The 17,701-nt window shown below is 73.0% G+C and carries 15 protein-coding genes; 4 read left to right on the top strand and 11 right to left on the bottom strand.

Going from position 1 to position 17,701, the window contains the following annotated elements; translation table 11 throughout:
- Positions 1-41: 41 nt before the first annotated feature.
- The 4 genes from ABEB12_RS07680 to ABEB12_RS07665 all read right to left on the bottom strand — a co-directional run bounded on the left by ABEB12_RS07680 (position 42) and on the right by ABEB12_RS07665 (position 2,642).
- Positions 42-1,010: a pyridoxal-phosphate dependent enzyme gene (locus ABEB12_RS07680; RefSeq protein ID WP_185064227.1), complete on the bottom strand. Its 969-nt coding sequence runs from the start codon at positions 1,008-1,010 to the stop codon at positions 42-44.
- A 21-nt stretch (positions 1,011-1,031) separates the two neighbouring features.
- On the bottom strand, positions 1,032-1,436 hold the full coding sequence (locus ABEB12_RS07675; protein WP_185064226.1) for a DoxX family membrane protein: 405 nt from the start codon (positions 1,434-1,436) through the stop codon (positions 1,032-1,034).
- Between the two features lie 79 nt (positions 1,437-1,515).
- Positions 1,516-2,313 (bottom strand): exodeoxyribonuclease III, encoded by a 798-nt coding sequence (locus ABEB12_RS07670; RefSeq protein ID WP_185064225.1) that lies wholly within the window; start codon positions 2,311-2,313, stop codon positions 1,516-1,518.
- Positions 2,310-2,642 (bottom strand): SH3 domain-containing protein, encoded by a 333-nt coding sequence (locus ABEB12_RS07665; protein WP_345702645.1) that lies wholly within the window; start codon positions 2,640-2,642, stop codon positions 2,310-2,312. The genes ABEB12_RS07670 and ABEB12_RS07665 overlap by 4 nt, the downstream gene beginning before the upstream one ends.
- A 163-nt stretch (positions 2,643-2,805) precedes the next feature.
- On the opposite strand from ABEB12_RS07665, the gene ABEB12_RS07660 reads away from it, so the two are divergent.
- The 3 genes from ABEB12_RS07660 to ABEB12_RS07650 all read left to right on the top strand — a co-directional run bounded on the left by ABEB12_RS07660 (position 2,806) and on the right by ABEB12_RS07650 (position 7,013).
- Positions 2,806-5,019 (top strand): NADP-dependent isocitrate dehydrogenase, encoded by a 2,214-nt coding sequence (locus ABEB12_RS07660; protein WP_185064224.1) that lies wholly within the window; start codon positions 2,806-2,808, stop codon positions 5,017-5,019.
- A gap of 235 nt (positions 5,020-5,254) precedes the next feature.
- A complete protein-coding gene (locus tag ABEB12_RS07655; protein ID WP_221498504.1) occupies positions 5,255-6,376 on the top strand; it encodes a DUF3500 domain-containing protein in 1,122 nt (373 codons plus the stop codon).
- Complete coding sequence (locus ABEB12_RS07650; RefSeq protein ID WP_185064223.1) at positions 6,369-7,013, top strand: DsbA family protein; 645 nt, start codon at positions 6,369-6,371, stop codon at positions 7,011-7,013. The genes ABEB12_RS07655 and ABEB12_RS07650 overlap by 8 nt, the downstream gene beginning before the upstream one ends.
- On the opposite strand, the gene ABEB12_RS07645 is transcribed toward ABEB12_RS07650, so the two are convergent.
- Both ABEB12_RS07645 and ABEB12_RS07640 read right to left on the bottom strand, forming a co-directional pair.
- Positions 7,006-7,326, bottom strand: a complete 321-nt coding sequence (locus tag ABEB12_RS07645; protein WP_185064222.1) for a DUF3017 domain-containing protein — start codon at positions 7,324-7,326, stop codon at positions 7,006-7,008. The genes ABEB12_RS07650 and ABEB12_RS07645 overlap by 8 nt on opposite strands.
- Positions 7,323-8,312 (bottom strand): DMT family transporter, encoded by a 990-nt coding sequence (locus ABEB12_RS07640; protein ID WP_345702644.1) that lies wholly within the window; start codon positions 8,310-8,312, stop codon positions 7,323-7,325. Before ABEB12_RS07640 ends, ABEB12_RS07645 begins: the two co-directional genes overlap by 4 nt.
- Before the next feature lie 57 nt (positions 8,313-8,369).
- Here ABEB12_RS07640 and ABEB12_RS07635 point away from each other — a divergent pair, with 57 nt between their 5' ends.
- The gene (locus ABEB12_RS07635; RefSeq protein ID WP_185064220.1) at positions 8,370-9,290 is read left to right on the top strand and encodes a nucleoside phosphorylase-I family protein; all 921 of its coding nucleotides are present in this window, start codon (positions 8,370-8,372) and stop codon (positions 9,288-9,290) included.
- A gap of 1 nt (position 9,291) precedes the next feature.
- Here the strand turns inward: ABEB12_RS07635 and ABEB12_RS07630 are convergent, their stop codons facing one another.
- From ABEB12_RS07630 to ABEB12_RS07610, 5 genes are all read right to left on the bottom strand, one after another.
- The gene (locus ABEB12_RS07630) at positions 9,292-11,028 is read right to left on the bottom strand and encodes an EAL domain-containing protein (protein WP_185064219.1); all 1,737 of its coding nucleotides are present in this window, start codon (positions 11,026-11,028) and stop codon (positions 9,292-9,294) included.
- A 76-nt stretch (positions 11,029-11,104) separates the two neighbouring features.
- On the bottom strand, positions 11,105-11,794 hold the full coding sequence (locus tag ABEB12_RS07625) for a pentapeptide repeat-containing protein (protein ID WP_185064218.1): 690 nt from the start codon (positions 11,792-11,794) through the stop codon (positions 11,105-11,107).
- Between the two features lie 26 nt (positions 11,795-11,820).
- Positions 11,821-15,258 (bottom strand): error-prone DNA polymerase, encoded by a 3,438-nt coding sequence (locus ABEB12_RS07620; RefSeq protein WP_185064217.1) that lies wholly within the window; start codon positions 15,256-15,258, stop codon positions 11,821-11,823.
- A gap of 56 nt (positions 15,259-15,314) precedes the next feature.
- Positions 15,315-16,952 (bottom strand): DNA polymerase Y family protein, encoded by a 1,638-nt coding sequence (locus ABEB12_RS07615; RefSeq protein ID WP_345702643.1) that lies wholly within the window; start codon positions 16,950-16,952, stop codon positions 15,315-15,317.
- Positions 16,949-17,659: a hypothetical protein gene (locus ABEB12_RS07610; RefSeq protein WP_345702642.1), complete on the bottom strand. Its 711-nt coding sequence runs from the start codon at positions 17,657-17,659 to the stop codon at positions 16,949-16,951. The genes ABEB12_RS07615 and ABEB12_RS07610 overlap by 4 nt, the downstream gene beginning before the upstream one ends.
- Positions 17,660-17,701: the final 42 nt, after the last annotated feature.

Raw genomic sequence — 17,701 nt, 5'->3', positions numbered from 1 at the left:
ACCTCCGCACAGTAGGTCGGTTTCCACCGACCGGCAGCGGATCAGCTGTGCGTCCGCTCACGAAGAATGTCGACAAATAGAGCGGGGTCGATGTTCCCGCCGGACACCACGGCGACGCACGGGCCGGGCGGCAGGACGTCGGTTCGGTGCAGGTAGGCGGCCGGGGCGACCGCCCCGGACGGCTCGGCGACGATCCGCGACCGGGCGGCCAGCTCGCCCACGGTGCTCCGGATCTCCGCCTCGCTCACCGTGAGCACGTCGTCCAGCAGCGCGGTCAGGTGGGCGAAGGTCAGCTCGGAAGGTTCCGCGCGCAGGCCGTCGGCGCTGGTGCGCACCCGGTCCTCCGACGGCCATCGGACCAGCTCACCGGCCTTGAAGCTGTCCCGGGTGTCGGCGGCCAGCTCGGGTTCCACGCCGAACACCGCCGCCTTCGGGCAGAGCGCCTTGACCGCCACCGCGATCCCCGAGGCCAGCCCGCCGCCACTGATCGGCACCAGCACCGAAGCCACGTCCGGCCGGTCCTCGGCGATTTCCAGGCCGGCCGTGCCCTGCCCGGCGATCACGTTCGGGTGGTCGTAGGGCGGGATCAGCGTGGCCCCCCGCTCGGCGGCCAGCGCCCGGGCCACGGCGGCCCGCTCGGCCGGTGGCGCGAGCACCACCTCGGCGCCCAGCTCCTTGGTCGCCGCGATCTTCAACGCGGGTGCCGTGTCGTCGATCACAATCACCGCCGGCACCCCGCCGGCCCGGGCCGCGTAGGCCACCGCCTGCGCATGGTTGCCGCTGGAGAACGCCACCACGCCGGCGGCGCGCTCCGACTCGGGCAGCACGGCCAGCGCGTTCCACGCCCCGCGCACCTTGAACGCGCCGATCGGCTGCAGGTTCTCCGGCTTCAGCCAGAGCGTCCGCTCCGGCCGTTCCGCCCACGGACAGGCCAGCAGCGGCGTGCGCACCGCCACCCCCCGGATCCGTTCCGCCGCCGCCCGAACCTCGTCAACCGAAACCAGCCGCATGGCACCGATAGTGCCAGCGGGTCAGAGCAGCGGGCCGGTGAGTGTCCAGCCGATGGCGCCCGTGGCGAACCCGGTGAAGAACACCAGCGAGGCGCCGGCCAGCGCGATGTTCTTGCTGAACATCACCTGCTCGATCTGCTTGGTGGCCGGGTCGGTCTGCTTCCAGAAGTCGTGGAACAGCACGGCGGCCGGCACCAGGAACACGAACAACAGCAGCGAGCCGAGGTCGGCCCAGACACCGAGCAGCACGGACAGCCCGCCGAGCACCAGCAGCACGCCGGAACCCAACACCGACGGCCCGGCCAGCGGCACGTTCTTGGCCTTGGCGTACTCGGTCATCGCGGCGCTGTCCTTGAAGTGGCCGAACGCGGCCCCCAGGAACAGCAGGCTGAACAGCACCCGGCCGACAAACGCTACGAGATCCATGACACTTCCCTTCCGCCCGGAGAGAGTGTCGTTATTCTCCCGCCGCGCAGCCGGTTCAGCGTTCAACCAATGGCGGAACTTATTCGTAACGCACGGTCACCGGGGCGTGGTCCGACCAGCGCAACGCGTGCTCGGCGGCCCGGTCGACCCGCGCGCTCACCGCCCGCGCCGCCAGGCCGGGAGTGGTCAGGTGGTAGTCGATGCGCCAGCCGGTGTCGTTGTCGAACGCCCGGCCCCGGTAGGACCACCAGGAGTACGGCCCTTCGACGTCGGGGTGCAGGTCGCGCACCACGTCGGCGTATCCGGATGCCAGCACGGCGGCGACCCAGTCCCGCTCGTGCGGCAGGAAACCCGAGTTGCGCCGGTTGCCCCGCCAGTTGCGGATGTCCCGTTCGGTGTGCGCGATGTTCCAGTCGCCGCAGACCAGCACCTGGCGGTCCTCGGCGGCGGCCTTTTCGGCCCGTTCGACCAGGTAGGGTGCGAACAGCGCGAGGAAGCGGTCCTTCTCCTCCTGCTTGGGCGTCTCGGCCACCCCGTTGGGCAGGTACAGCGAGCCGATGGTCACCCCGGGCAGGTCCACCTCCAGGTAGCGGCCGGTGGCGTCGAACTCCTCGGCGCCGAACCCGACCCGAACCGATTCGGCGGCCACCTCGGGGCGCACCAGCACACCGACGCCGTTGCGGCCGAGCGCGCGTTCGTTCGGCGCGTAGTGCAGCCGCCATCCCGGCAGCTCGGGGAACTCCTCCGGCCGCGCGCGGCACTCCTGCACACAGACCACGTCCGCGTCGGTGTCGCGCAGCCAGTCCAGCATGCCCTTGCGCACGGCGGCCCGGATGCCGTTGACGTTGACCGTGCTGACGGTGAGCGGACCGGTCACTGGGTGCAGGTGCTGCCGGGCAGCGGGCGCAGGAACTGGTCGAGCGCCCACTCGCCGTTGCCGAGGTCGCGGTAGCCGTTGCGCACGGTGGGCTGGGTGCCGCGCACGTCGCCCCGGTGCAGCGTGCCGATGTTCCGCCCGCTCGCCTCCGGGGAGTCCCGGATGTTGACCTCGGCGGTGACCTCCACCCGGCACGGCGCGGACAGCCCGGACGTCGAGCTGACCGCACCCTTGTCGATGAGCACCATGACGCCGAGGATCAGCGACACCCCCGCGGCGAAGGGCCAGCTCTTCGCCTTCGGCATCTTCGGCAAATTGATCTTGACCACGTCGGTACACCGCCCGAAAAATTACGCCGCCCAGGAAACGCCAGTCCGGTCGAGGACGCTACCCGCCTCTGGCGCGCCGTCCCAGCGTGGCGCGCACACCCGGCCTCGACGGGTATACGGTACGGACGTACTGGACACCGGCGCGGAGAGACGGACAACAACGATGAAGGTCATTTACACCTACACCGACGAAGCCCCGGCGCTGGCCACACACTCGTTCCTGCCGATCATCGAGGCATTCGCCGGCAAGGCCGGAGTGGCCGTGGAAACCCGGGACATCTCCCTGGCCGGCCGGATCCTGGCGCACTTCCCGGACCGGCTGACCGCCGAGCAGCGGGTACCGGACGCGCTGGCGGAACTGGGCGAGCTGGCCAAGACCCCGGAAGCCAACATCATCAAGCTGCCCAACATCAGCGCCTCGATCCCGCAGCTCAAGGCCGCGATCAAGGAGCTGCAGACCGCCGGCTACGACGTCCCGGACTACCCGGAGAACCCCAGCACCGACAAGGAACGCGCCGCGCGCGCCGCGTATGACGCGGTGAAGGGCAGCGCGGTGAACCCGGTGCTGCGCGAGGGCAACTCGGACCGCCGCGCCCCCGCCTCGGTGAAGAACTTCGCCCGCAAGCACCCGCACTCCATGGGCGCCTGGTCGGCCGACTCGGCCTCCCACGTGTCCACCATGAGCGACGGCGACTTCCGGCACTCGGAGACCTCGGTGACCGTGGACGCGGCCGACGAGCTGCGCATCGAGCACCTGGCCGCCGACGGCACGGTAACCGTGCTCAAGTCCGGGCTGAAGGTGCAGGCCGGAGAGATCGTGGACGCCGCCGTGATGCGCCGCGCCGCGCTGGCCGAGTTCCTGGCCACCCAGGTCGCCGAGGCCAAGGCCCAGGGCGTGCTGTTCTCCGTGCACCTGAAGGCCACCATGATGAAGGTGTCCGACCCGATCATCTTCGGGCACGCGGTGAAGCAGTACTTCGCCGACGTCTTCACCACCTACGGCGACGACCTCGCCTCGGTCGGCGCGGACCCCAACGACGGCCTGGCCAGTATTTTGACCGCGCTCGCTGGGCTTTCTTCGGACAAGCGCACCGCGATCGAGAAGGCCATCACGGCGGCCTACGACACCGGTCCCGCGCTGGCCATGGTCGACTCCGACCGGGGCATCACCAACCTGCACGTGCCCAGCGACGTGATCATCGACGCGTCCATGCCGGCGGCGATCCGGTCGTCCGGGCAGATGTGGAACGCGGCCGGTGCGCTGCAGGACACCAAGTACGTCATCCCGGACTCCTCGTACGCGGCGCTGTACGCGGAGGCGGTCGCGCACTGCCGCGAGCACGGCGCCTTCGACCCGGCCACCATGGGAACCACACCCAACGTCGGCCTGATGGCACAGAAGGCCGAGGAGTACGGCAGCCACGACAAGACCTTCGAGATCTCCGAGCCCGGCGTGGTGCGGGTGGTCTCCTCCTCGGGCGAGACTCTGCTGTCGCACGACGTGGAGCCCGGGGACATCTGGCGGGCCTGCCAGACCAAGGACGCGCCGGTCCGGGACTGGGTGGCGCTGGCCGTGCGCCGGGCCCGCGCCACCGGCGCGCCGGCCGTCTTCTGGCTGGACGAGACCCGGGGCCACGACGCCCAGGTGCTGCGCAAGGTCCGCGCCTACCTGGCCGAGGAGGACACCGACGGGCTGACCATCGAGATGCTCCCGGTGGCCGAGGCGGCCCGCTACACGCTGAACCGGGCCCGCGCCGGTGAGGACACCATCGCGGTGACCGGCAACGTGCTGCGTGACTACCTCACCGACCTGTTCCCCATCCTGGAGCTGGGCACCAGCGCCAAGATGCTGTCCATCGTGCCGCTGATGAACGGCGGCGGGCTGTTCGAGACCGGCGCCGGCGGGTCGGCGCCGAAGCACGTGCAGCAGCTGGTCAAGGAGAACCACCTCCGTTGGGACTCGCTCGGTGAGTTCCTGGCTCTCGCCGAGTCACTGGAGATGTTGGCGGAGAAGACCGACAATTCGCGGGCGGCGCTGCTCGGCAAGGCGCTGGACGACGCCACCGGCAAGCTGCTGGAGACCGGCAAGTCGCCGTCCCGCAAGGTCAACGAGCTGGACAACCGGGGCAGCCACTTCTACCTGGCGCTGTACTGGGCGCAGGCCCTGGCCGGGCAGACCGGGGACGCCGAGCTGGCGGCCGTCTTCGCCCCCCTGGCCGAGCGCCTGGCCGCCGCCGAGGACACCATCGTCGGCGAGCTGAACGCCGTCCAAGGAGAGCCCGCCGACCTAGGCGGCTACTACTACGTCAACCGCGCCAAGGCCGACCAGGTAATGCGCCCCAGTGACACCCTGAACGAGGCGATCACCGAGTTCTAGCCCCCACATCCTGATTCAGTCACTTCAGCACGGCGATTCAGTCACTTTGGGCGCGTAGGGTCGGGCAATCCGCCCACCCGGCCTGCTCGACCGACTGAATCAGCGTGCTGAAGTGACTGAATCAGGATTGGGGTGGCGCGGCAGACCCGGCTGCGTGACGTGGCGATCACCGAACCGTCCCCGTCCGTCGAAGATCTGGTCCGCACGCTATACGCCCAGGCCTAGGCTGGCTTTCATGGAGAAGATGGCGGAGGCGGCCGAGGGGATGCTGGCCTCGGTGGACGGGGCCGCGCACCGGCTGCTGGCCTGGCCGTTCGGCCCGGCCGAGTCGTCCGACCCGGAGGTGGAGCGGCGGCGCTGGTTCTACACGCCGACCGACCACGGCGGGCTGCCGGTGGGCGAGATGACGCCGGTCCAGTACCAGCGGGCGATGGCGCTGTTGGCCACCGGTCTTTCCGAGGCCGGCTACGGCACCGTGTCCACGATCATGGGCCTGGAGAACGTGCTGGACCGCACCGAGGGCTTCGCCGGCACGTTCGCCGGGCGGGACCGGGGCCGCGACCCCGGCCGTTACTACCTGCGGATATTCGGCCGGCCCGGTGACCGGACGTGGGGCTGGCGGTTCGGCGGGCACCACGTGTCGGTGAACAGCCTGGTGGTGGACGGCGAGCTGGTGGCCGCCACGCCGTGCTTCCTCGGCGCCGACCCGGCCTGCTCACCACTGCTCGGGCGGGCCGAGCTGCGCCCGCTCGGCGGCGTGGAAGGGCTGGCCCGGGAGCTGGCCCGGTCACTGGGGCCGGAAGCGTTCGGCACGGCGTTGCTCTCCGCCAACCCGCCGATCGACATCAGCGGCGGCAACCGGTCCAGGGTGTCGCCCGGGGACCGGTCCATACCACTGCCCCACCTGTTCCGCGGCCGGCTGGCCGAACCGCACCACAGCCGGATGGCCGGCGCGCACGACGCCGGCGAACGGGCCTACGGGTTGACCGAGGGACACCGGGACGAGCTGGCCCTGCCGGCCACCCCGCGCGGGCTGCCGGCGTCCGCGATGTCCGCCGGCCAGCGGGAGCTGCTGCGCACGCTGCTGGACTGCTACCTGGGGCGCGCGCCCTCCGCACTGGCCGAGCGGCTGGGCGCGCGGTACGCCGACGCCGGCCTGGACGGAGTGCACTTCGCCTGGGCGGGCTCGGTGGAACCCGGCGAGGGCTGCTACTACCGGCTGCACGGCCCCCGGCTGCTGGTCGAGTACGACAACACCCAGCGCGCGGCCAACCACGCGCACTCCGTGTGGCGCGACCCGGAGGGCGACTTCGGCGCCGACGTGCTCGCCGACCATCTAGGGTTCGGACGTGGCTAGCTCGACGGTGACCGTCTGGTCCGACATTCACTGCCCGTGGGCGTTCGTCGCCGTGCACCGGCTGCGCGTGGCGCGGGCCGAGGCCGGCCTGGACGTGGTCTTCGACCAGCGGCCGTGGCCGTTGGAGCTGGTCAACGGCCGGGGCACGCCGAAGCACATCGTGCCGGTGGAGACCGCCGTGCTGGCCAACCACGAGCCGGAGATCTTCAACACCTACGACAACCCGGAGTGGCCGTCCACCTTCCTGCCGGCCTTCGAGCTGGTCGCCGCCGCGCGCCGGGTGCACGACGTGCGCGCCGCCGAGGAGGTGGACTACGCGCTGCGGCTGGCCTTCTTCTGGGACGCCATCGACGTGAGCATCCGGGCCGGCCTGGAGCGGGCGCTGGAGAAGGTCGACGTGGACCGGGCGGCGGTGCTCGCCGAATGGGACGCCGGCTCGGTCCGGGCCGACGTGCTCGCCGACTACGAGCGCAGCAAGTCGCTCCCCATCCAGGGCAGCCCGCAGGTGTTCTGGCCGGACGGCTCGACCACCCACAACCCCGGCATGACCGACCACGAGTGGGTCGGCGGCATCCCGCGCATCCGGTCGGCCGACCCCGGCGAACCGGCCCGCCTGCTGCGCGCGCTGGCTAGCTGACCAGGAAGGGGGCGCGCTGGATGGTGACGGCCAGCACCACCATCAGCACGCCGAACCCGCCGTAGCAGAGCACGTCCATCAGCTGGCTGCGCACCGCGAGCAGGCCGGCCCGGTCCTCCGGGAGCAGTACCCGGGCCAGGCCGGCCACCAGCAGGGCGCCGCCGAGCAGGCCGGTGCCCTCCCGCCAGTGCTCGGCCAGCACCCGGACGAACCCGGCCACCGCGATCACCAGCACGATGCTGATCGGGCCGTGCAGCGGGATGCGTTCGGCCAGCCTCCGCCGAAAGCCGTCGTCGCCGCGCGCCCGGGTCATGGGGCCATCCTCCCAGAACGGGCCGGCCAGGCGGCAACCACCGCCGCGACCAGGGTGAGCGCGCAGCCGGCCACGGTGACCGCGGTCAGCGGGTGCGGCGCGGTCGGGGCCAACGCGTCGAACAGCAGCGAGCAGAGCAGCTGCCCGGCGACCATGCCCAGGCCGAGCAGCAGGATCCCGATCACCCGCACCACCAGCACGCCGGCCGCGATGAACACCACGCCGACCGGTCCGCCCAGGTACAACCAGAGTTCCGGCGGCGGCGGGCCGACCGGGTGCTCCCCCAGCCCGACCACCGGCCCGAGTCCCCACACCAGCAGCAGCCCGGCCGTGCCCACCACGAAGTTGACCGAGGTCGCCGGCCACATCGCGGCGCCCAGCGCGTCCGGCCGGGCCTGCCGGGCCACGGCGCCGACCCGCCCGTTCACCCCCTGCTGCCAGGCCACCGCGACCCCGGCGACCAGCGGCAACAACGTCAGCACCAACCCGCTGGGACGGCCGAACCGGTCGCTCACCGACAGCAGCACGGCCAGCACCGCGAGCCCCGCCCCGGCCAGCCGCCGGGCACTCACCGGCCGCCGGCCGGCCGGCCCGATACCCAGCCGGTCCATCAGGAGCGCACTGCTCACCTGGCCGGCCACCATCGCCACGCTGAACACCGCGATGCCCAGCGCCGGCGAGGCCAGCCCCTGCGAGGCCACCAGGAACGCGCCGGCCAGGCCACCACCCAGCTGCCAGAACCGCAGGCGCCGGTCGCGCAGGGCGCGGCACACCTCCCCCACGCCCGCCCGGGCCGCCGGCGCCACCGCGACCAGCACGGCGACCAGCAGTAACCCGGTGCCGAAGGAGATCAGTGCGGCGGCCAGCCCGTCGTGCAGCCGGGCCGCCAGCGCGCCGTTCAACCGCGTCTGCCCGGCGATCCCGGCCCCGGCCAGCACCGCCACGAACAGGCCCAGGGCAACCTGCGCGCGCGGACTCGGGCTCACCCCCGCATCCTGCTCCGACCCGGCGCGCACCGCAGTGGATGTCCTACGATTCGGATCATGCGCGGCGTTCTCGCCCTGGTACTGGTCGCGGTGCTGGCCGGCTGCGGTTCGCCCGCGCCCGAACCGTTCCCGGTGCGGGTGTTGGTGATCACGATGTTCCCGGTGGAGACGGAGCCGTGGCTGGCCCGGGAGCCACTGTCGGTGACCGTCCCGGTGGCGCACGTGAAGGATCCACTGCGCTGCGCGCCGAACGGGCTGTGCGTCGCGGTGATCGGGCAGGGCAAGGCCAACGCGGCGACCAGCATGACGGAGATCCTGAACAGCCCGGCGGTGGACCTGACCAAGGCGTACTTCCTGACCGCCGGAATCGCCGGGGTGGCACCGAGGTCGGGCACGCTGGGCTTCGCCGCCTGGGCGCGCTGGGTGGTCGACTGGGACCTCGGCCACCACGTGACCGAACAGAGCGCACCGGACGTGCCGCACGGCTACCTGCCCTACGACGACCAGGGCAGCAACGTGTTCCGGCTGAACCAGGACCTGGTGAACCGGGCCTACCAGCTGACCAGGGCACTGCCGCTGCTGGACACCCCGGAGGCCGAGGAGAACCGCACGCACTACCCGGGCCAGGCCGGCCAGAAGCCGTACACCGCGCTGTGCGACACGATGACCGGCGACGACTACTGGGCCGGCGCCGACCTGTCCGCGAAGGCGGACTACATCACCGCCATCTGGACCAGGAACGACGGCCGGTACTGCACGTCGCAGATGGAGGACAGCGCGGTGGCAACCGCACTGTCCCGGCACGGGTACCTGGACCGCTATCTCAGCCTGCGCACCGCCAGCGACTTCGACCAGCCCTACGCCGGGCAGAGCGTGCGGGACGTGCTGGCCAAGTTCCCCGGCGCGAGCGCCGCGGTGGAGAACGCCTACCGGGTCGGCTCGGCGGTCGCCCACAACCTCGTGGACCAGCCCCGTTAGCTCAGGCCGGGTTCTCCCGGATCGCGGACAGCGGGCGCAGTTGGTGCGGCTGGTTCAGGGTGTCCGGGGTGGCGGCGAGTGCGGTGCCGCTGCCCAGTGCCCGGGCCCGCTCGATCAGCCGGCCGAGCAGCTCGCCCACCTGGTCGGGCCGGTCGAGCTGGGACGGGTGGCAGGTGAGCCAGGCCGAGTACAGTTCCGGCCCGTCCTGGTCGCACATCGCCTGGCGGACCGCCCGGTCCACGACCATCGCGTCCTCGGGGCGGGCGAGCACCACCAACCCGCTGGCCACGTGCCACAGCTCGGCCCCGGGTAGCTCGTTGACCTGGGCGGACAGCACCCGCCCCAGCCGGCGCAGCGTCGCGTCCGCACCGGCGAACCCGTTCCGGGCGACCAGCGGACCCATTTCCGGCACCAGCCAACCGGCGCAGAACCGCTCCGGCCAGGCACACCGCCGCAACAGCGCGCGCTCCAGCTCCCGGCGCCCGCCCAGCCCGGTGCTCGGGTGCAGCGCCCTAGCCCGCTCGGACTCCAGCTCGGCCACCCCGCGCAGCAGGTCGGTGATGTGCGCGACGCCGATGCAGCGCTCGTCGTCGTCCACGACGACGATGTCGTCGTTGCGCCGCCGCGGGTCGCCGTGGGAGAGCAGGCGCAGCGCCTCGCGCGGCTCGGCGGACGCGGCCAGCGTCCTCGGCGTGTCGGCCATCGAACGCACCGGCCGGCGGGCGTGCAGCGCGTGGCCGTACATCCCGGACACGGCGAGCATGAACCGGTTCCGGTCCAGGGTGCCCACCGGCCGCCGGGCCGAGTCGACCAGGACCACGCCGGTGACGGTCGGGCCGTCCCGGAAGATGTCCCGGACCTCCTCGCCGGTGGCCTCCGGGCCCACCATGGTCGCCGGGCCGGCGAACCCCTCGATCGTGCCCGGCGCGGTGACCTCGCCGGCCTGCGCCAGGTCGGCCCCCTCGGCGTCCCCGCCGGCAATCGGCACCGGGGCGAGCACCACCGGCACCTGGATGAACGGCCGCCGGCGCGGCGCGGCGAGCAGCGGGCCCTGGCCCCGGCGCACCCCGCGGCGGCGCAGCAGCTCCAGCTGTACCGGCGTCTCGATGCCCTCGGCGATCACCTCGGCCCCGGCGTCCGCGCAGCGGTCCAGCACCTCGTCCAACACCCGGCGGCCCGGTCCCAGCTCGATCTTGGTGACCAGCTCGCTGTGCAGTTTGACCTGGTCCGGGGCCAACCGGCTGATCATCGACAGGGGTGGCCGGTACGGCCCGACGCCGTCGATGAGCAGCTTGTAGCCGTGCTCACGCAGCCGGCGCGCGCCGGCCAGCACGGCGGCCGACTCCTCCACGGTGGAGACCCGTTCAGCGGCGAGCGCCCGGGGGGCGCCGATCTCGATGACCACCTCGGCCGGGTTGACACCCAGGTCGGTCACCGCCGCGTGCAGCTCGGCCAGCCCTTCCAGGCCGGTGCTGGCCACCGTGTCGGCGAACAGGTTGAGGTGCACCGGCAGCCGCACGCCCATGTCCGCGCACCAACGCAGCGCGGCGACGGCCATCGCGATGTCCAGCGTGGTACGGCCCGGACCCCGCAGCACGCCCTCGAGCACCTCGCCGTACTCGGGTGAACGCGGGCGGGGAAGCATCTCCACCCCCGCCACGACGCCGGTGGTCAGGTTCGCGATTGAGCCGAAGAGGAACCCGATGCCCTCCAGCCGGCCGTACGAGTTGCTGCCCACAGCGGAAACATAAGCACGTAGGCAACGCTCTGTTATAACCGCGACCAAAAATTTAGTGAACTATTAGTGTTGCCGCTCAGTCGGCCTCGACAAGTAGGCCGTGGGCCCGGGCGAACCCGATCGCGGTGGGCAGGTCCACCCTTGCACCGGTGATCCGCGCGCTGAGCAGCGAGCCCGGCTCGAGCACGGCCTCACGGAGGTCGGCCTTCTCCAACCGGGCCCCGGACAGCCGGGCGCCGGACAGGTCGCTGCCCCGCAGCCCGGACCCGCGCAGGTCCGCCGAGACCAGGTTGGCCTCCCGCATGCGCAGCCCGGCCAGCTCGGTGTTCCGCAGGTCGATGCCGCCGAGGGAGACCAGGCTGAGGTCGCAGTCCACGATCGTGCACGGGCGCATCCGGCAGTCGGTGAACCGGGAGCCGAGCAGCGAGCAGCCGCGCAGCTCGACCCGCACCAGCGTGGTCCGCTCGAAGGCGCACGCGCGCAGCGCCGTCCCCCGGTGCCGCGACTCGCCCAGGTCGGCCCCGGAGAAGTCGCACTCGGTGAACTCGCACCGGTCGGTGACCAGTTCGCGCAGGTCGGCGTCGTTGAACCGGCAGGCGACGAACCGGCGCTCGCGCCATCGTTGGCCGGCGAACACCACGTCCGAGAAGTCCTCGCCGGTGATCGGCTCGCCGTCCGCCGCCAGGTGGCCGTGCTGGAAGTCGTCCTCGGTCTCGTCTTCGGTGATGTTCTCGGTGATGTCCCGCACCCGGCCATCCGACCACATGGGTCCGACAGTCCTCGCGGCCGTGGTCAGCGGAAGTCACGGGAGGGGATCTCCACCTGGAGGGTGAGCCGGTCCAGCCGGTCGGCCAGGAGGTTGATCACCGAGGGGGTGTCGGGGGTGCGCTCCAGGCGGCCCCGGATCAGCAGGGCCGAGCCGCCCATCGCCACCGACCGGTAGCGCGCCCACAGCCCGGGCGAGCAGACCACGTTGAGCATGCCGGTCTCGTCCTCCAGGTTGAGGAAGGTGACCCCGCCGGCGGTGGCCGGGCGCTGCCGGTGGGTGACCAGCCCGCCCACCCGCACCCGGGCGCCGTCATCGATCCGGGAAAGCTCGGCGACCGGCACCGCGCCCTCGCCGTCCAGCCGTTCCCGCAGGTGCTCGATGGGGTGGCTGTCCGGGCTGACCCCGGTGGCCCACACGTCCGCGACGGTCAGCTCGGCGGCGGTCATGCCGGGCAGCGGTGGCGCTTCCAGGCCGACCTCGGTGCCCGGCAACTGGGTCGGCCGCCGCCCGGCCAGCACCCCGGCCGCCCACAGCGCCGCCCTTCGGTCCACCCCGAAGCAACCGAACGCCCCGGCGGTGGCCAGCGCCTCGGCCGCCGCACCGGTCAACAGCGGCTCCCCCCGCCGCCTGCCGGCGCGGCGCAGGCCTTGCCCACCGCCGTCCGGCGGGCGTTCGTCCTCCTCGGGGTCGTCCCGTTCCCGGGCCTGGATCCGGTCGGCGAAATCGGCCAGGTCCCGGTAGGGGCCGTGCTCGCGGCGCTCCTTCTCGATCGTCTTGGCCAGGGGCTCGCCGACCGCGCGCACGCTGGACAGGCTCAGGCGGACCGCCTGTCCGCCCATGCTGTCCGGGTGCGGCTCCAGGGTGGCGTCCGCGCCCGAGGCGTTGATGTCCAGGCCGAGCACCACCACGCCGTGCCGGCGCGCGTCGGCGATCAGCGACCGGGGCGAGTAGAAGCCCATCGGCTGGGAGTTCAGCAGCGCCGCGCAGAACGCCGCCGGGTGGTACAGCTTGAACCAGGCGCTCTGGTAGACCAGGAAGGCGAAGCTGATCGCGTGGCTTTCCGGGAAGCCGAAGTTGGCGAACGCCACCATCTTCTGGAAGATCTTCTTCGCTACCTCGCCGGTGACCCCGTTGGCCGCCATGCCGGCGAAGAACCGCTCCTCCAGCTGCCTCATCTTCTCCACCGACCGCTTGGCCCCCATCGCCCGGCGCAGCTCGTCGGCCTCGGCCGGGGAGAACCCGGCCACGTCCACCGCGATCTGCATCAGCTGCTCCTGGAACAGCGGCACGCCCAGCGTCTTGTGCAGCGCCGAGGCCAGCAGCGGGTGGTCGTAGTCCCACTCCTCCTGCCCGTTGCGGCGGCGGATGTAGGGGTGCACCGAGCCGCCCTGGATCGGCCCCGGCCGGATCAGCGCGACCTCCACCACCAGGTCGTAGAACTTGGTCGGCCGCAGCCGGGGCAGGGTGGCGATCTGCGCGCGGGACTCCACCTGGAACACCCCGACCGAGTCGGCGGCGCACAGCATCTCGTACACGGCGGGGTCGATGGGCTGCAGCTCGTGCCGCTCTATGCGCCTGTCCTGATACTCAGCCACCAGGTCGACCATCTTGTGCAGCGCGGTGAGCATGCCCAGCCCGAGCAGGTCGAACTTGACCAGGCCGGCCGCCGCGCAGTCGTCCTTGTCCCACTGCACCACCGTGCGGTTCTCCATCCGCGCCCACTCCACCGGCACCACCTCGGACACCGGCCGGTCGCAGATCACCATGCCGCCGGAGTGGATGCCCAGGTGGCGGGGGGAGCCGAGCAGCTGGTCGGCCAGGGCGAGCACGTTCGCCGGGATGCCGTCCGGATCATCGGTGCTGGCCCCCACGCTCGGTCCCCAGCGGTCGATGCGCTTGCTCCAGGCGTCCTGCTGGCCGGGGGAGAAACCGAGCGCCTTGGCCATGTCCCGCACCGCCGAACGGGGCCGGTAGGAGATCACGTTCGCCACCTGGGCGGTGTGCGTGCGCTGGTACCGCTCGTAGACGTACTGGATGACCTCCTCCCGGCGGTCGGACTGGATGTCCAGGTCGATGTCCGGGTAGCCGTCCCGGGCCGGGGAGAGGAACCGCTCGAACAGCAGGCCGTGCTTGACCGCGTCCACCGCGGTGATGCCCAGCGCGAAGCAGACCGCCGAGTTGGCCGCCGAACCCCGGCCCTGGCAGTAGATGTCACGGCGGCGGCAGAACTCCACGATGTCGTGCACGATCAGGAAGTAGCCGGGGAAGCCCAGCTTCTTGATGATCTCCAGCTCGTGCCGGACGATGCGGGCGGCCAGCGGGTTCTCCGCCTCACTGCCGTACCGCACGATCCTCCCCTGCTCGGTCAGCACCTCCAGCCAGCTGGCCTCGGTGTGGCCGTCCGGCACCGGGAACGGGGGCAGGTCCGGGGCCACCAGGCGCAGCTCGAAGGCCAGCTCGCGGCCCAGCCCGGCCGCCCGGGCCACGGCGCCCGGGTAGCGCGCGTCGAACCGGGCGGCCATCTCCGCGCCGCTGCGCAGGTGCGCGGTGGCGGAGGCGGGCAGCCAGCCGTCCGCGTCGTCGAGGCCGCGCCGGGCGCGGACCGCCGCCATCGCGGTGGCCAGCGGGTACCGGGCCGGCTCGGCGTAGTGCACGGCGTTGGTGGCCACCGTCGGCAAGCCGGCTTCGGCGGCCATCTCGGCCAGCGCGTCGTTGCGCTCGGTGTCGGTGGGCAGGCCGTGGTCGGTCAGCTCGACGTACACGTTCTCGGCGCCGAACAGCTCGACCAACCGGCGCAGCTCGGCGGCGGCCGCCTCCGGCCCGTGCCGCTCCAGCGCCCGCCGGACGGCCCCCTTGCGGCAGCCGGTGAGCACCACGACCTTGCCGGCCACCTCCTTGGCAACCTGCTCCAGCCGGTAGACCGGCCGGCCCTTCTCCTTGCCGTCCAGCTGTGCGACGCTGATCACCCGGCACAGCGCCGCGTACCCTTCCGGCCCCCGGGCCAGCAACAACAGGTGGACTCCCACCGGGTCCGGCACCCCGTTCTGCGGCGCCGGAAGGTCCAGGCTGAGCTCCGCGCCGTACACCGTGCGCATCTTGTGCGCGGCGGCCGCCTCGGCGAACCGGACCACCCCGTACATGCCGTCGTGGTCGGTGAGCGCGATCGCCTCCAGCCCCAGCCGGGCGGCCTGCGCGACCAGCTCCTCCGGGTGGCTGGCACCGTCCAGGAAGCTGAAGTTGGAGTGGCAGTGCAGCTCGGCGTACGGCACCGGCGGCTCCGAGGGCTCCCCGGGCGGTGACTCGAGCGGCGGCTCGGGCGGCTGGTACGGCTCGCGCTTGCGGGACCAGCCGGGGCTGTCCCCGCCGTCCGCCTCCGGACCGCCGGACAGGCTGGCGCCGTTCCGCCCGGACAGCACCTGTTCCAGCTGTGACCAACTGACCTCGGGATTGTTGAACCCCATGCGCCGGCCTACCCGCTCAACTCGTCGACAAGATCGAACATAAGTTCGATTATACCTCAGTCGTAGCGGCCGGTGACCGCCCAGCGGCCGTCCCGGAAGAGCAGCAGCAGGGCCACCTCCCCCGACTCCTCCCCTCCGTCCAGCAGCACCTGAATGCGGCTGCCCCGCCACCCGGAAACCGGGTCCCACCAGCGCTGATCCACCGCCCACGGCCCGGCCCAGTGCAGCATCGAGACCGGCCGGCCACCGTTGACCACCACCTTGGCCGGGACCGAGGTGAGCTCGAACCGGTCGGTCACCCGGACCGGCTGGCCCGCCGCGTCCAGCACCTCGGCCGGGACCGGCCGGGCCGGCACCGAGGTCGGCGACGGCGCGGGCAGCCGCCCCGGCCACGGTTTAATCCCACCCTCCCTACCCTGCCCACCCTCCCCACCCTTCTCGTCCTCCCGGGCCGGCATCCCGGCGGCCCCCCGGTCCTCGCCCCAGGGCACCAGGCGGACCCGCTCACCGGGTTCCCGCCCGCCGCCGAGCACGGCGGTGCACACCCCTTCCGGACCGAGCATCGCCTGCACCCGGACCAGCGCCCGCCCGGCCCGTTCGCCGGCCTCCCCGATGTCGCCCCACAACCCCAGCCGCAGCTCGCCGGCGGTGACCACCTCCTCGCCGGACAACCCCAGCCAGCGGATGCCCTCCCCCACCCGCCCGCCCTCACGAAGGCGCTCCCGAGTGAGCCAGGCGTCCAGCTGCCAGCGCACCCGGTCCTGCGTCCCGGACGGGGTGAGCGGCTCCGCGCAGCGCCACACCCTGGTCAGCTCCGCGCCGTCCGGCGTGCGCGCCCGGATGCCCAGCCGGGTACAGGCGAGGCCGTGCCCGGCCAGCAGCGCGTGCAGCCGCTCGGCCAGCCCCCTGGACGCGAACGCGGCCGCGTCCACCCGGACCACCGGCGGGTCCAGCTCGACCGCGACGGCCAGGTCCTCCGGCGGGCGGCGGCGCGCCGGAGGACGGGGGTCCAGCCCCCGGGCCAGCCGGTGCGCGAGCACCGCGTCCGCGCCGAACCGGGAGGCCACGTCGCTCACCGGCACTCCCGCGAAGGCGCCGAGGCTGCGCAGCCCCAGCCGGCCGAGCAGGCCGAGCAGCTCCGACCGGTCCAACCCGGGCTCCCGGTCCAGCTCCTCGACCGGGAGCGGGGCCAGGAACTCGTCGGACCGCCCCGGCTCGACCAGCAGCCCCCGGTGCGCGGCCAGCGTGGCGGCGAACAACCCGTCCGCGATGCCGATCTGGCACTCCACCCCGGTGCGCGCGGCCACCCGGTCGATCAACCGCTCGGCGGCCGTCCCGGTGTCGCCGAAGTACCCGACCGGCCCCTGGGCCAGCAGCGCGACCAGCCCCGGGCGCACCACCTCGACCCCCGGCGCCAGCTCCTCCACCGCCTGCGCCACCCGTTCGAACAGCCGGGCGTCCCGTTCCTCGTCGGCGGCGAGCACGGCCAGCTCCGGACACCGGGCCTGCGCCTCCCGCCGGCGCAGCCCCCGGCGCACCCCGGCCGCCCTGGCCACCGCCGAGCAGGCCAGCACCCGGTTCGCCGAAACCACCGCCGCCGGGCGGTGCTTCGGCACGCCCTCCGCCTGACAGGCCGCCACCACCGGCCAGTCCGGGCACCACAGCGCGAGCACCCGGGGCGGACTGTCGGTCACCCCGCTTCCCGGACCAGCTCGGGCTTCGGCGGGGCGGCAATCTCCCTGGCGGCGGCGATCGCCCCGTCCGGCCCGGGCAGCAGCACGGAGACCGCCCGCCCCCGGTGTGCCGCGCCCCGGCCGCCCACCCGCACCCGGACCCGCCGGGAACGCAGCCGGCCCCGCCCGCCGCCCACCAGCCCCTGCCAGCCCTCCCCGGCCGCACTGACCTCCAGGTCCGCCCCCGGCCACGGGCCGACCGGGCACAACACCGCGCCCCGCTGGCGCGCCCTCGCCGCCAGCCGCTGCCGGTCGCCGGCCCGCAGCCGCCGGGTGCCGGCCACCGCGACCAGATCCATCCCGTCCAGCAGCGCGGCGGTGACCGCGATCAGGTCGGAACCGGGATCGGGAACCAGGGCGACCCTGGACAGCACCAGCCCGGCCTCCTCGGCGGCCACCAGGCCCAGCTCGGGGAACCCGACCAGCGCACACCAGGAACCCCCGGCGGACGCCTCGGCCAGCAACGCCAGCAGCAGCGAACCGGAGGACGCGACCGCCACCGTGCTGCCCCGCCGCAGCCCCCCGCCCGGGAACGCCGGCCGCAGCGCCCCGGTGACCTCCAACACCTTCGCATCCCCGGCCGGCTCACCGGTGACACTGCTCAGCACCCCGCGGGCCAACCGCAGCCGCGCGGCCCGATCCCCCGCCCCCTCTGTCCGAGATGACACCGCCGCCCCGACCATGACATCCTCCTGCAGACAACAACCCGG

The organism is Actinospineispora eucalypti, from assembly GCF_039543365.1.
Taxonomy (GTDB): domain Bacteria; phylum Actinomycetota; class Actinomycetes; order Mycobacteriales; family Pseudonocardiaceae; genus Pseudonocardia; species Pseudonocardia eucalypti.
The sequence above is the reverse complement of the archived record's forward strand: the minus strand, read 5'-3'. Positions and strand labels throughout refer to the sequence as shown.